The organism is Kitasatospora sp. NPDC001119, from assembly GCF_053598475.1.
Map to the genome: position 1 here is coordinate 232,049 of NZ_JBSFKI010000008.1, position 13,185 is coordinate 245,233.

At 75.3% G+C, this 13,185-nt stretch carries 13 protein-coding genes; 5 read left to right on the forward strand and 8 right to left on the reverse strand.

What is annotated here, in order from left to right; all coding sequences use genetic code 11:
* Window positions 1–118 precede the first annotated feature (118 nt).
* Window positions 119–1,552, forward strand: a complete 1,434-nt coding sequence (locus ACWDD9_RS13000; RefSeq protein ID WP_198959471.1) for a DUF2252 domain-containing protein — start codon at window positions 119–121, stop codon at window positions 1,550–1,552.
* Between the two features lie 59 nt (window positions 1,553–1,611).
* Here ACWDD9_RS13000 and ACWDD9_RS13005 read toward each other — a convergent pair whose 3' ends face one another.
* Genes ACWDD9_RS13005 through ACWDD9_RS13015 form a run of 3 tightly spaced genes read right to left on the reverse strand, consistent with a single transcriptional unit; the run spans window position 1,612 to window position 4,431 of the window.
* The gene (locus ACWDD9_RS13005; RefSeq protein WP_387826273.1) at window positions 1,612–2,304 is read right to left on the reverse strand and encodes an alpha/beta fold hydrolase; all 693 of its coding nucleotides are present in this window, start codon (window positions 2,302–2,304) and stop codon (window positions 1,612–1,614) included.
* Window positions 2,305–2,332: 28 nt separating this feature from the next.
* Entirely contained in the window at window positions 2,333–3,871 is a 1,539-nt protein-coding gene (locus ACWDD9_RS13010) for an MFS transporter (protein WP_380775823.1), read from the reverse strand.
* Window positions 3,868–4,431: a helix-turn-helix domain-containing protein gene (locus tag ACWDD9_RS13015; RefSeq protein WP_049659259.1), complete on the reverse strand. Its 564-nt coding sequence runs from the start codon at window positions 4,429–4,431 to the stop codon at window positions 3,868–3,870. Before ACWDD9_RS13015 ends, ACWDD9_RS13010 begins: the two co-directional genes overlap by 4 nt.
* A gap of 294 nt (window positions 4,432–4,725) precedes the next feature.
* Here ACWDD9_RS13015 and ACWDD9_RS13020 point away from each other — a divergent pair, with 294 nt between their 5' ends.
* The gene (locus ACWDD9_RS13020; protein WP_449811622.1) at window positions 4,726–5,997 is read left to right on the forward strand and encodes a DUF5685 family protein; all 1,272 of its coding nucleotides are present in this window, start codon (window positions 4,726–4,728) and stop codon (window positions 5,995–5,997) included.
* Between the two features lie 236 nt (window positions 5,998–6,233).
* Here ACWDD9_RS13020 and ACWDD9_RS13025 read toward each other — a convergent pair whose 3' ends face one another.
* Window positions 6,234–6,377, reverse strand: coding sequence for a hypothetical protein (locus ACWDD9_RS13025; RefSeq protein ID WP_158077759.1), 144 nt, complete (start codon window positions 6,375–6,377; stop codon window positions 6,234–6,236).
* 209 nt (window positions 6,378–6,586) lie between these two features.
* Window positions 6,587–7,150: a TetR/AcrR family transcriptional regulator gene (locus ACWDD9_RS13030; RefSeq protein ID WP_375873717.1), complete on the reverse strand. Its 564-nt coding sequence runs from the start codon at window positions 7,148–7,150 to the stop codon at window positions 6,587–6,589.
* Window positions 7,151–7,250: 100 nt separating this feature from the next.
* On the opposite strand from ACWDD9_RS13030, the gene ACWDD9_RS13035 reads away from it, so the two are divergent.
* Window positions 7,251–7,733 carry a nuclear transport factor 2 family protein gene (locus ACWDD9_RS13035; RefSeq protein ID WP_449811623.1) on the forward strand — a complete coding sequence of 161 codons (483 nt, stop codon included), beginning with the start codon at window positions 7,251–7,253 and terminating at the stop codon, window positions 7,731–7,733.
* A gap of 397 nt (window positions 7,734–8,130) precedes the next feature.
* Window positions 8,131–9,198, forward strand: a complete 1,068-nt coding sequence (locus ACWDD9_RS13040) for a trypsin-like serine peptidase (RefSeq protein ID WP_449811624.1) — start codon at window positions 8,131–8,133, stop codon at window positions 9,196–9,198.
* Window positions 9,199–9,305: 107 nt separating this feature from the next.
* On the opposite strand, the gene ACWDD9_RS13045 is transcribed toward ACWDD9_RS13040, so the two are convergent.
* The gene (locus tag ACWDD9_RS13045; protein ID WP_449811625.1) at window positions 9,306–9,890 is read right to left on the reverse strand and encodes a hypothetical protein; all 585 of its coding nucleotides are present in this window, start codon (window positions 9,888–9,890) and stop codon (window positions 9,306–9,308) included.
* A gap of 64 nt (window positions 9,891–9,954) precedes the next feature.
* Window positions 9,955–10,518: a MarR family winged helix-turn-helix transcriptional regulator gene (locus tag ACWDD9_RS13050; RefSeq protein WP_079272614.1), complete on the reverse strand. Its 564-nt coding sequence runs from the start codon at window positions 10,516–10,518 to the stop codon at window positions 9,955–9,957.
* Between the two features lie 85 nt (window positions 10,519–10,603).
* Here ACWDD9_RS13050 and ACWDD9_RS13055 point away from each other — a divergent pair, with 85 nt between their 5' ends.
* Complete coding sequence (locus ACWDD9_RS13055) at window positions 10,604–11,923, forward strand: MFS transporter (protein ID WP_449811626.1); 1,320 nt, start codon at window positions 10,604–10,606, stop codon at window positions 11,921–11,923.
* 10 nt (window positions 11,924–11,933) lie between these two features.
* Here the strand turns inward: ACWDD9_RS13055 and ACWDD9_RS13060 are convergent, their stop codons facing one another.
* Window positions 11,934–12,830: an alkaline phosphatase family protein gene (locus ACWDD9_RS13060; protein ID WP_449811627.1), complete on the reverse strand. Its 897-nt coding sequence runs from the start codon at window positions 12,828–12,830 to the stop codon at window positions 11,934–11,936.
* Between the last annotated feature and the right edge of the window lie 355 nt (window positions 12,831–13,185).

The following is a 13,185-nucleotide window of genomic DNA, read 5'->3' on the forward strand; positions in this document are numbered from 1 at the left end:
CTCCCCTCCCCTCCCGGAACCACCGCGCCACCCCGTACGTCACTCCCCCCGATGAAACGTCCGCGCAGGTCGCGGGCGGGGCGAGGACCGGAAGGGACGGGCGGGGACAGTGGCGCACGTGGGTGGGGCCGAGGCGGCCGGGTCGGGGTCGGCGGCGGGGCGGGACGAGCGGACCCGGCGCGGGTTCGCGGTGGCCGGGTTCGCCCCGGCGCAGGACGGGCGGGCGCGGGAGCGCGGCAAGGAGCTGCGGACCCGGGTGCCCCGGGAGCGGCACGCGGAGTTCGCGCCCGCACCCGACCGGCCGACGGCCGTGACCGCGCTGGAGGCCTCCAACGCCGGCCGAATAGCCCGGCTGGTGCCGATCCGGGTCGGCCGGATGGCCGCCGGCCCGTTCGCGTTCCTGCGCGGCTCGGCCGGGCTGATGGCCGCCGACCTCGCGGGCACCCCGGTGACCGGGGTGGGCGCGCAGCTCTGCGGGGACGCGCACGCCGCGAACTTCGGCCTGTACGGCGACGCGCGCGGCCAGATCGTGCTGGACATCAACGACTTCGACGAGACCGTCCCCGGCCCCTGGGAGTGGGACCTCAAGCGGCTCGCCGCCAGCCTGGTGCTGGCCGCCCGGGAGGCCGGGGCGAGCGAGACCACCGCGCGCGAGGCCGCCCAGCACGTGGCGGGCTCCTACCGCCGGACGGTGCGCACGCTCGCCAAGCTGCCCGGGCTGGACGCCTGGAACGCGATCGCGGACGAGCAGCTGGTCTCCTTCGCCGAGGCGCACGACCTCGCCGAGGTGCTGCGCAAGGTCGGCGCGAAGGCGCTCGGCAACACCAGCGCCCGATTCGCCGCCCGCAGCACCGCCCGTACCGCGGACGGCGGTTGGCGGTTCACGGCCGCTCCCCCGGTGCTCACCGAGGTGACCGACGCGACCGCCCGCGCGGTCGCGCACGCGCTCGGCCCGTACGTCGAGACGGTTCCGGCCGAGGTGCGCACCCTGCTGTCCCGCTACCGGGTGCAGGACGTGGCGTTCCGGGTGGTGGGCACCGGCAGCGTGGGCACCCGCTCGTACGTGGTGCTGCTCACCGACCACCGGGACCAGCCGCTGGTGCTGCAGGTGAAGGAGGCCCGCCCGTCCGCGCTGCTGCCGTACCTGCCGGCCGGGCCGCGGCCCGCGGCGGACGGGCACGAGGGCCGCCGGGTGGTGCTCGGCCAGAAGCACATGCAGGTGGTCAGCGACACCCTGCTGGGCTGGACCACGGTCGACGGACTCCCCTACCAGGTGCGGCAGTTCCGCAACCGCAAGGGCAGCGTCGACCCGGCGGCGCTGCTGCCGGGCCAGCTGGACGACTACGCCCGGATCACCGGCGCCCTGCTGGCCCGGGCGCACTCGCACACCGCCGACCCCGGCCTGCTGGCCGGGTACTGCGGCAAGAGCGAGGCGCTGGACGAGGCCGTCGCCGCCTTCGCGGTGGCCTACGCCGACCGCACCGAGGCCGACCACGCCGACCTGCTGACGGCGGTGCGCAACGGGCGGCTGCCCGTCGAGCACGGCGTCTGACCGATCCGCCGCCCGCCCCACCCGGTGTCCGCCTCACTCGACGGCAGCGGCCCGGCGGCTCAGCGGGCCAGGAACGGCGCCACCGCGGCGACGAACCCGGCGGGCCGGGCACCGTGCACCAGGTGCCCGGCCTCGACGGTGACCAGGCGGCAGTCCGGGATCAGCCGGGCGAGTTCGGCGATCCGCTCCTGCGGGACGTGGCTGGCCGGGCCGCCGGCGACGGCCAGGGTGCGGGCGGTGATCCCGGCCAGCCCCTCCCGCCAGGCCGGGTCGGGGTCGTCGAGCTGGGCCTTGACCGCCCGGACCGCCGCCCAGTCGAAGTGCACGTCCGGGTCCGGGTCCTCGGGCGGCGCGCTCGCCGGGCGCGGGTACAGCGCGGGGATCTCCTCCAGGACCAGCCGGTCGATCCGCTCCGGCGCGGCCTGGGCGAGCAGGTAGGCGACGGCGCCGCCCATCGAGTGGCCGACCAGGTCGACGCGGGCGAGTCCGAGGGCGTCGAGGAAGGCCAGCACGTCGTCCCGCATCGCCTCCAGCGCGTAGGCGGCGGTACGGGCGCTGTCGCCGTGGCCGCGCAGGTCGAGCGCGTACACGTGGTGGCCGGGGGCGAGCTCCGGCAGGACGGTGTCCCAGTCGGCGGCCCGCTCGCCGAGGGCGTGCAGCAGCACCAGCGGCGGGCCGCCGGGCCGTCCGCTCTCGCGGTAGGCGAGCCTCACCTCGGGCAGGTCCACGGTCCGGGTCCGTACGTCGGTCATGCCCGCCACGGTACGCGCCGACCACCGCCTAACGGACCGGTGTTCGCCCTCGGCTCATCGCGACCGGTCCGCCGTCGCGCTGCTCGCGGGCCGTGGCACGGCCGGCGAACACCGAGGCCAGGACGGCGAGTCCGGCCACCGCGGCGCACACCACGCTCGCCGTCAGGTAGGCGGAGCGGTGCCCGCCGCCGCCGACGGTCTCCCGCAGGTAGACCCCGGACAGGGCCGAGACCGCGACGGCCGCCGCGATCCGCTGGGCCATCTGCAGGATCGCCCCGCTCACCCCGGCCGCCTCGGCGGGCGCGTGGCGCAGCACGTAGGCCTGGTTGGTGGAGCCCATCAGGCCGACCGAGGCGCCGCCGAGCAGTTGCAGCAGGGCCAGCAGCCAGGGCAGCACGGCGGCGGGCGCCCAGTGCGCGAGCAGTCCGCTGAGCAGCATGGCGAGCGCGGAGCCGACCATCCCGACGGTGACGGTGCGTCGGCCGTAGCGCTGGACGACCCGCCAGGCGAGCGCGGAGGCCACGCCCATGGCCACGGCGGAGGGCAGCGCGACCAGCGCGGCGCCCATCGGGGAGAGGCCGAGGCCGTCCTGGAGGAACATGGTCAGGACCAGCGAGGCGGCGAGCGAGGATCCGAACTGGGCCATCGCGGTGGCCGTTCCGAGCGCGTACGGCGCGGAGCGGGTGAGGGCCGGGTGGATCAGCGGGTGGCCGCCGGACCGGGCGTAGCGCCGCTGCCACCAGGCGAGCGCGCCGAGCAGCAGCAGGGCGGCGGCCGCGAAGGCGAGCCAGCCGGTCCAGCCGGGCGGCCGGACGAAGGGCAGCATCAGGGCCAGGGTGAGCGCCCCGACCAGCAGCAGGCCGAGGACGTCGAGGTCGGCATTCCGGGCGCTGGGGCGGGGCTTCGGCAGGTGGCGGGCCGCCAGGGCGACGGTGGCCAGGCCGAAGGGGACGTTGAGCAGGAAGGTCAGCCGCCAGCCGTGCTCGGGGCCGGCCAGGGCCAGCACCGCGCCGCCGATCGGCGGGCCGAGCGTGAAGGCGAGGCCGCCGGTGACGGCGTACATGCCGAGGGCGCGGGCCCGCAGCTGGCCGTCGAAGACGTCCTGGAGGGTGCCGATCATCTGGGAGTTGACCAGGCCGGCGCCCACGCCCTGGAGCAGCCGGGCGGCGATCAGCACCCCGGGCTCGGTGGCGGTCGCGGAGACCAGGCTGACCAGGGTGAACAGGGCGAGGCCGGTGACGAAGAACCACTTGCGGCCCCTGACGTCGCCCAGCCGCCCGCCGGGGATCAGCGCGAGGCCGAAGGCGAGCGAGTAGCCGGCGACGATCCACTGGAGGTCGGCGGGCCCGGCGTGCAGGGTCTCGCGCAGGGCGGGGATGGAGGTGTTGAGGACGGACTGGTCGAGCAGCGTGGTGAAGCCGCCCGCGACGCAGACCAGCAGGACCCGGCGCCCGGCGGCGTCGAAGCGCTCCTTGGGTCCCCCGGGCTTCCCGGGTTCCTGGGGCGCCCCGCCGTTCCCGGGGCTCTCCTCGGGCTCCTTCGCTATCGGCCCGGTGGCGGCGCTCACGGCTCGACCACCACCAGCGCGTACCGGGCCTCGCCCGGGCCGAGGCTGCGGAAGCGGCTGGTGCTGCCGACGTAGCGCAGGCAGTCGCCGGGGCCGAGCGGCTGCGGCTCACCGTCCACGGTCAGCTCCAGGTTCCCCTCCAGCAGCCAGAGGTGGTGCTCCCGGCCGGGCGTGCAGGCGCGGTCGTAGGCGATGTCCGCGCCGGCCGGCAGCCGGCCCTCGATGATCTCCGCGCGCAGCGAGCCGTGCGGCGGCGAGACCGACCGGCGGACGAACCCGGTCGTCCCGTCCCGCCACACCTGCTGCTCCCCGGCCCGCACCAGCCGGGCCGGACCGGACTCCACCTCGGCGAGCAGCCGGGACATGGTCCGCCCGTACACGGCGCAGAGCCGCCCGAGCAGCGCGGCCGTCGGACTGACCTCCGCCCGCTCCACCCGGGACAGCGTCGACCGGCTGACGTCCGCCAGCCGTGCCAACTCCTCCAAGGTCCACCCGCGTTCCAGCCTCAGCTCGGCGAGTCGTTGTGCCAGCCGCTCGTCGGCGGCCGCGTCGATTCCCATATTCGCGATGCTATCCCGGATATGAGATCCACTCACCGGGGTCGGCCCCGAGGCCCGGGTCGTCGGAAGCCTTCGGGCGGCAGCCCCGCCCCGGCGCACGCGGCGCCCCGAGCCGGGGCGAGGTGCGCGCGGACGCCGGGGCGGGGCGTGGCGTGCACGCGGACGCCGGGCGGGGTGCCCGCCCGGCTGACGGGCGGCGGCTTGACGGGACCTCGGCTGCCAGGAGGGGCGCTGATCATATGATGTGCGGCGAATCGTGGCCGGTCGGCGGCCCGTGAGGCGAGGGGGACCAGCGTGTTCGGCATCATCAGACCGTGTAGGCATCGATTGTCCGAGCGCCTGCAGACCTCCTGGATGGCCCACCTGTGCGGGCTCTGCCTCGCGCTGCGGGACGACCACGGACAGCTCGCCCGGACGGCGACCAACTACGACGGTCTGATCATCTCCGTCCTGGTCGAGGCCCAGGCCGCCAGGGAGGACTCCTCCTGGCGCCGCACCGCCGGACCGTGCCCGCTGCGCGGCATGCGCACCGCCTCCGTCGCCAAGGGCGAGGGCGCCCGGCTCGCCGCCGCCGTCTCGCTGGCGCTCGCCTCGGTCAAGATCCGCGACCACGTCGAGGACCGCGACGGCGTCTTCGCCCGCCGCCCGGTCGCCGCCGGAGCCCGTGCCGTCACCCGGCGCTGGGACCGGCAGAGCGCGGGCAGCGCCTCGGCCGTCGGCTTCGACACCGCCGTACTGCTCGACGCCGCCTCCCGGCAGGGCGAGTTGGAGCGCTCGCTGCGCCCCGGCGGCTCCGTCCTGCTGGTCACCGAGCCCACCGAGACCGCCACCTCGGCCGCCTTCGCGCACACCGCCGTGATCGCCGGGCGCCCCGGCAACGCCGCCCCGCTCGCCGAGGCCGGGCGGCTGTTCGGCCGGCTCGCCCACCTCCTCGACGCCGCCGAGGACCAGGCCGCCGACGCGGCCTCGGGCGCCTGGAACCCGCTGACCGCCACCGGCACCGACCGCGCCGAGGCCGAACGGCTCTGCCGCGACGCCGTCCACGGCATCCGGCTCGCGCTGCGCGAGGTCGACCTGACCGACCGCACCCTCGTGCACGTCCTGCTCGGACACGAGACCGACCGCGCGGTGGAGCGGGTCTTCGGGCGCGCCCGGCACACGGCGAGCTGCCGCCGCCCGGACACCGCGGGCGCCACCGCGGGCACCACCACGGGCGAGCACCCGCACCAGGCGCCGCCGCAGCAGACACCGCCGGGCCAGGCGCCGATCCCGCCGTGGGTGCCGCAGGGCCCGGGTTTCACCCCGCCCGGCCAGAAGCCGCCGAACCCCCGCAACCTGCTCGCCGGGTGCGCGATGTGGGCCCTGATGGCCTGCACCTGCCAGCTGCTCTGCTGCGACCACGAGGACCCGTTCAGCCGCGAGCGCCGCGAGGGCTTCTGCCAGCGCCACGACTGCTGCGACTGCGGCGACCCCGGCTGCGGCGACTGCTGCAACTGCTGTGACGGGGACTGCTGCGACGGGTGCGACTGCTGCGACGGCTGCTGCTGCGACTGCGGCTGCAGCTGACCGGTCAGCCCGCCGGCTCCGCGCCGGCCCTACCGTCCTGACCGGACCGGCCGGCCTGACCGTCCTGAGCGGACCGACCGGACCGACCGGCCGCCACCGGCCCGGGGTGCCCCCGCAGCACCCCGGGCCGGTCCGCGTTCCGGTCCTGCCCGGCCTCGCCCCGCCGCCAGAGCGGCAGGACCTCGACCGGCGGGACCGCCACCGGCAGCACCGCCACCGGGCCCGGCTCGGCGCACTCAGGCATCGCGCCGCGCCGTCTTCCGGTCCACCGCCAGCGAGTCCTCCAGCCGCGCCAGCAGCTGCCGGAACCGCTCGGTGTCCTGCTCCGTCATCCGCCCCTCGGGCAACGCCCCCGGCCGCTCGGCCGTTCTCTCGTCCATGCACCCGAGGCTAGGCGGTGTCGATCAATGGGCGATAAACGCGCGTTCGAGCGAAAAGCACTCGCCCGGTGCGGTTCGGCCCGGAACGCTCGCATCCGACGACGCCCCACCAGCACCACCCGGTACCACCGGGTACCGCAACTCACCTGTTCCACAGCCCCGGTGACGGCCGCGGGCCGGACGGTCGGCGTCCGCGCCGGGGCCGCCGGCTATCGGGCCGGCGCCGCGTCCAGCAGCAGCCGGGCGGCCTCCCTGGCGTCGGCGGCGGCCGTCGGATCCCCGTGGACGGCCGCGCTGGTGATCGCCCCCTCGGCCAGCAGGGCCAGGTGGACGGCGGTGGCGGGCGGGGCTCCGGCGGCCTCGACCAGGCCCGCGAGGTAGCCGCCGAACTCCTCCTTGTGGTGCCGGGCGGCGGCCACCACCGCGGGGCTGACGGCACCGAGTTCGCCGAGCGAGTTGACGAAGGCGCAGCCCCGGAAGCCGGGTTCGGCGAACCACCGGCCGAGCCAGTCGAAGACCGCGAGCAGCTGCTCCCTCGGGGAGCCTCCGGTGCGTGAGACGTACACGGCGAGGTTCGCCCGCCAGCGGCCGTCGCGGCGCAGCAGGTAGGCCTCGACGAGCTCGCCCTTGGACGGGAAGTGCTGGTACAGGCGGCGCATGGTCACGCCGGAGGCGGCCCGGACGGCGTCCATGCCGACCGACTGGACGCCCTGCCCGTAGAACAGCTCCTCGGCCGCGTCGAGGATCCGGGTCCGTGGGTCTTCCTGCTCCATCTGCCGTGCCCTTTGCGTGAGAACGATGGTTCTCCTACTGTAGCCACAACAGCGAGAACGATCGTTCTCACCGACGGAACGCCCATTCCGAGGAGCACCCATGCCCGAGACCGGCACCGAGCAGCGCCCGCCCCTGCCCCCGTTCACCGAGGAGGCCGCCCACCGGAAGGTCCGGGCCGCCGAGGACGCCTGGAACACCCGCGACCCCCGACGGGTCGCCCTCGCCTACACACCGGACAGCCGCTGGCGCAACCGCTCCGAGTTCCTCACCGGCCGCGACCGGATCGCCGACTTCCTCACCCGCAAGTGGCAGCGCGAGCTGGACTACCGCCTGATCAAGGAGCTCTGGGCGTACGGCGGGGACCGCATCGCGGTCCGCTTCGCCTACGAATGGCACGACGGCGACGGCCACTGGTACCGCTCCTACGGCAACGAGAACTGGGAGTTCGACCGGAACGGCCTGATGGCCGAGCGGCACGCCTCGATCAACGACCTGCCGATCACCGCCGCGGAGCGGCTGTTCCACTGGCCGCTCGGCCGCCGCCCCGACGACCACCCGGGCCTCACCGACCTCGGCCTCTGAACCGGCACCCCGCGCGGGCCACGGCGCGCGCCCGGCCTGTTCCACGGCTGTGACACGGCCCGCATCCGCCGCTGACCCCGCCCTGCGAAGCTCCTCGTCGAGGTCGACGTCGACTTCGGCACCGTCGTCCGCGACCTGGCCCGGTCCCCCGACGGCAGGACCATTGCGGTCCGCACCCCGGACGGCATCAGCGCCCTGCCCGCCGACGGCTCGGCCGCGCCGACCCAGGTGTCCACCGTCAAGGGCCTGCCCTCCTACCGGCCCTGATGCTGGCTCAGGCCGAGCGGCGGCCACCGGTACAGGACCGGGACGCCGTTACCGGAACCTGATCGTTTCGACGGCCGGCCGAGACCCGATCCACACGGGAGCCTGACATCCCGTGCCTACGGTGCCGTGCATGCCGAAGACACCCGGAACACCGACCACCGACCGCGCCATGCCCCGCAGGCTCGCCGCCGTGGGTGCCCTCCTGCTGAGTGCGACCACGGCGGCGGTGCTGCTGCCGAACACGGCCCTCGCCGCGGAGCGGGAGACCGTCACGACGCACGCCGGCGCCACGACCGCGCAGGAGCGCGGCCGGATCGACGCCTACTGGACGCCCGACCGGATGAAGCTGGCGGGCGCCCTGGTCCCCGAGATCACGCCCCTGCCCGAGGACGACAACACGCCGGACGACCCGCGGCCGCTGCCCGCGGACACCCCGGACCCCGGGGCCGTGTGGACCCACGGCGGAGCGGTGAACCGGAGCGTCGGCCGGCTCTTCTTCACCTTCTCCGATGGCTACGACGGCAGTTGCACCGCGACCGTCGTCAACAGCGCCAACCGCAGCACACTGCTCACGGCGGCGCACTGCCTGCGGGGCGTCGGGGCCCCCGCGACCGCCGACACCTGGAACCACAACCTCTACTTCGTGCCCGGCTACCGCAACGGGACCAAGCCGCTCGGCGGCTTCAGCATCAGGACCATGGCCACCTCCTCCCGCTGGGACGCCGATCGTGGCGGGACGACCTCGAACGACGTCGCCGTGGCCGGCTACGACACCGGGGTCCTGGTGGCGAACCCCTCGACCGGGGGGCGGCGGATCGCCGACGTCACCGGTGCCCAGCGGATCGCCTTCACCCCGCCCGCCGAGGGCGAGTTCGTCGACACCTTCGGCTATCCCAAGGACCGGCTGAACAACCCCGCCGCCACGTACTCCGGCTCGCGCATGATCCACTGCGCCGGACCGGCCCGCCCCGGCCCCCAGGCCCCGGTCCTGTGGGGCGAGTCCTGCGACATGTCCCACGGGGCCAGCGGCGGCCCCCACTTCGCCCGGTTCGACCCGGCCACCGGGACCGGCACCCTCGTCGGCGTCACCACCACCTCCGAGGAGCTCGCGGGCGGCCCGGTCAACACGCTGTACGCCACCCGCCTCGGGGACAGCGCCCACCGGCTCTACGACTGGGCGCAGACCCGGGCGCTCTGACCCTCCGGCCCACGCCCCGGCCCGGCCGGCACCTCCCGCCGACCGGGCCACCGGGCCACCGGGCCACCGGGCCGCGAAGGCCACGAAAGCAGGGAGGGCCACCAGCGCTACGAGGGCTTCGCCAACTCGGCGCGCAGCTCGGCCAGGTGCTCGTCCGCCGACTCGTGCGGCAGGAACTCGACCACGTCGAGGAAGCGGAACAGCACCTGAGCCCCGGTGACGGCGTACTCGTAGTCGCCGAACCCGACCACCGCGCCCGCGCCGCCGCGCACCGCACCCCGGACGGCGGCCGGATCCCCCGAACCCGCCGTGCCCGTCGCGCCCGCCCGCCGCCGGGCGTTGGGGCGGGCCGGGTACGGGCAGACCATGGCGGCGTACAGCATGCAGGCCCGGTGGCCGGGGCCCTCCATGGTGGGCGCGAGGTTGCGGTACGGCTGCCCGGCCGCGAGCGCCCCGGCGATCGCCGCGCTCTCGGCGGCGCCGACCACCCGCCACACCGGTCCGCGCTCCATGAACCGCCCGCACACCGAGCACGTGCGCTCCAGCGCGCACGCGGCGCTGCGCCCGTAGTCGGTCAGCGCGAACTGCGGCAGGCCGTCCTGCCAGGGCGTGATCGCCGGTACGGGGTAGCCCCGCCCGTCCCGGGGCCGCGCCCCCACACCGTCCGGCACCGGCACTCGTTCGAATCGCACGCCCCCATCGATACCAGGGGCGGGCGCCACGGGTCGACCCCGGTACGGGAGCGGTGGCGGACGTCTAGCCTTCCGGCGTCGTCTCCTGAGCGAGCATCACCTTCCGCAGCAGGTCCGCCAGTGTGCGCCGCTCCTCCTCGGACAGCACCCCCAGCAGCCGCTGCTCCTCCCGGCCCACCACGTCCAGGGCCTTGCGCCAGGCGGCGCGCCCGGCCTCGGTCAGGACGATGTCGACCTTCCGGCGGTCCTCCGTGGACGGCGTGCGCAGGACGAAGCCGCGCCGCTCCAGGGTCTCCAGCCGGCCGGTGACCGAGGCCGGGGCGAGGTTGAGGTCGGCCCGCAGGTCGGAGGGGGCGGCGTGGCCGCCGCGGCCGGCGAGCACGTGCAGGGTGTCGAACTCGTGCTTGTGCAGGCCGTAGTCGGCGACGCCCTGTTCGCGGACCCGGCCGAGGTGGCGGGTGAGCCGCCACATCCGGGTGACGGAGGCCTCGATGACCGGGTCGAGGTCGGGCAGCACCGGTTGCCAGCGGTCGACGTGACCGTCCGTCCAGTCGCGGGGCTCCGTCCGGTCGTGGGGCCCCGTCCGGCCGCGGGGCGGAGTGTGCTGTTCGGAAGGGTGCTCGGCCATGGGAAGGAGTCTACAAACCGCCACAGAAACGACGGCGTCAAAATATTCGTTGCCGAAATTTCGGTGCCGAAATACAGTGCGGCGCGTGACAGCACACCCCTTGAGCCTGAGCGGCTTCCGCCTGCTCTTCATCGGCCGGACGGTCTCCACGCTCGGCGACGCCGTCGTCCCGGCCGCGCTCGCCATCGCCATCACCCGCGCCACCGGCTCGGCCGCCGCACTCGCCCTGGTCCTGGGCTGCGCGATGGTGCCGAAGCTGCTCCTCCTGCCGGTCGGCGGAGTGGTCGGGGACCGCTTCGATCCCCGCCTGGTCGCCCTCGGCACCGACCTCGTCCGGGCCCTCGCCCAGCTGCTCGTCGGCCTGGAACTGCTCGACGGACACCCCCGCCTGTCGCACGTCGCGGCCGCCTCGGCCGTCGGCGGCATCGCCTCCGCCTTCGCCATGCCCACCGCCTCGCCGCTGGTCGCGGCCACCGTCCGGGGCGAGCTGCGGCTGCGGGCCAACGCCCTGCTCGGCACCGCGACCGGCGCCGCCCGGCTCGGCGGCCCGGCGCTCGCCGGACTGCTGGTGTACACCGCCGGACCCGGCTGGGCGTTCGTCCTGGACGGCGCCTCATTCGTCCTGAGCGCCGCCCTGCTCGCCCGGCTCCGCGTCGACCGCGCGACCGACGACACCGCACCCGACGCCACCGTGCCCGACGCCCCGCGCTCGCTGCGCCGGGACCTCGCCGAGGGCTGGAGCGAGGTGCGCTCCCGGGACTGGTACTGGACCAGCCTGATCGCCCACGGGGTGTGGAACGGCGCGAGCGCCGTGCTGCTCACCCTCGGCCCGCTGATCGCCGCCACCCGGCTCGGCGGGGACGGCGCCTGGGTGGCGCTGACCCAGGCGGGCGCCGTGGGCCTGCTGGTCGGCTCGCTGGCCGCCGCCCGGCTGCGGCCCCGCCGCCCGGTGCTGGCCGGCAACCTCGCCCTCGCGCTGTACGGGCTGCCGTTGCTCGCGCTCGCCCTCCCCGCCCCGGCGCCGGTCGCGGTGGCCGCGCAGGCGGTGGCGATGGCCGGGCTGGGCTTCCTCAACCCGCTCTGGGAGACGGTGGTCCAGCAGGACTTCCCGCCGGGGACGCTGGCCCGGGTCACCTCGTACGACTGGCTGCTCTCGCTGGCCGCCGCCCCGCTCGGCTACGTCCTGGCCCCGCTGGCCGCCGGGGCCTGGGGCGACCGGGTGCCGCTGCTGGCGGCGGCGGGGCTGGTGACGGCGGTCTGCGCGGGCACGGCGGCGGTGCCCGGCGTCCGGCGGTACGGCGCCCGGCGGACGGCCGCGTCCGAGCCCGGGCCGCCGACCGAACGGCCACCGGCCCGGGCTCGGGATCAGGCGCGGGCGCGAACCCGAACCGGGGTCAAGGGCTGATCGCCGCCGGTCAGTTCCAGATGCCGGTGATGTCGGCGGCGGAGGCCGCGTTGCCCGCGTGGCCGGTGGCGCCGGCCAGGTCCTCCAGGGTGCGCAGCACGTTGTAGTGGTTGTAGGTGGTGGCGCTGCTGCTGCCGGGCGTCACGTGGGCGCCGTAGACCAGGGTCGGGATGCGGTTGCCGGACAGCTTGTTGTCCTCGTCGAAAGTGACGACCAGCAGGCTGTTGTGGGTCTGCGCCCAGGTGGCGTAGGCACCCAGGTTGTTCTTGATCCAGGTGTCGCCGGTGCCGACCGAGCAGTCGTGCATGTCGCTGCAGAGGTTCGGCACCACGAAGGAGAGGTTCGGCAGGGTGCTGTAGTCGGTCGGGAACTGGGCGAAGGTCTTCGCCGAGCTGACCGGGACGTTGCCGAAGCCGAACCACGGGTTGTGCTTCTGGGCGTAGCTGCCGCTGCTGCAGACGGTGCTGCCCTGGCTCGGCAGGGACTCGTTGTAGCTGCCCCAGGTCTTGCCGGCGGCGATGACCTCGGAGGCCAGGTTGGCCGCCTGGAAGCCGCCGACCGTCACACAGCTGTCGTCGACGGTGCCCTGGGTGGAGCCGGAGAACAGCGCGTAGTAGTTCGGCTCGCTCGGGTGGGTGATGCCGAAGGACTGGGTGAGGTTGGCGCCGCCCGCCTTCAGGGTGTTGTTGAGGTACGGGGCGCTGCTGCTGCCGATGACCTGGGTGTAGGCGTGGTTCTCCATCACCACGACGACGATGTGGTCGGGCGTGGGCAGCGCGGCCGCCTGGGCGGTGGGGGCGGTGGCCGCCCAGAGGCCGGCGGAGGCGGCGAGCAGGGCGACGGCGGAGCCGATCGCGGTCGCGGTGCGGCGGGAGCGGGGGTTCAGGGGCTTTGTGGACGAAGTCATGACAATTCCTCGGCTAGGAGACGGCCCGGCGGGCAGCAGGACGCCGCCCCGGCCCCGCCGGCCCGGCCGGGGCGTGGGGAAGCTCCGTGGTCGGTGAGGGGAAGGCCGGCGCGGCGGGCGCACCGGAGTGCACGGAAGCGCCCGAACAGCATGGGGCCCCCGGGGTGACGCGGGCAGACGACGGCAGGTGAAACCTTGGCCCCGGAGCGGGAAACGAACGGTGCCACCGCCCCGACGCGCCGAAACCGCCACTGACAACGCGAAATGCGGGCGAACCGGTTCACATTGCCAGCAACCGCCCCGTCCGGTGATAGTGATCTTCGAACGGCGCGGTCCGACGCCGCGTCAGCTCACG

Coding starts and splice junctions, on each gene's coding strand:
- ACWDD9_RS13035 (WP_449811623.1), top strand. CDS start 7,251: ATGCCCGAGACCGGCACCGAGCAGCGCCCGCCCCTGCCCCCGTTCACC.
- ACWDD9_RS13005 (WP_387826273.1), bottom strand. CDS start 2,304: ATGACCGACGTACGGACCCGGACCGTGGACCTGCCCGAGGTGAGGCTC.
- ACWDD9_RS13025 (WP_158077759.1), bottom strand. CDS start 6,377: ATGGACGAGAGAACGGCCGAGCGGCCGGGGGCGTTGCCCGAGGGGCGG.
- ACWDD9_RS13030 (WP_375873717.1), bottom strand. CDS start 7,150: ATGGAGCAGGAAGACCCACGGACCCGGATCCTCGACGCGGCCGAGGAG.
- ACWDD9_RS13060 (WP_449811627.1), bottom strand. CDS start 12,830: ATGACTTCGTCCACAAAGCCCCTGAACCCCCGCTCCCGCCGCACCGCG.
- ACWDD9_RS13015 (WP_049659259.1), bottom strand. CDS start 4,431: ATGGGAATCGACGCGGCCGCCGACGAGCGGCTGGCACAACGACTCGCC.
- ACWDD9_RS13050 (WP_079272614.1), bottom strand. CDS start 10,518: ATGGCCGAGCACCCTTCCGAACAGCACACTCCGCCCCGCGGCCGGACG.
- ACWDD9_RS13040 (WP_449811624.1), top strand. CDS start 8,131: ATGCCGAAGACACCCGGAACACCGACCACCGACCGCGCCATGCCCCGC.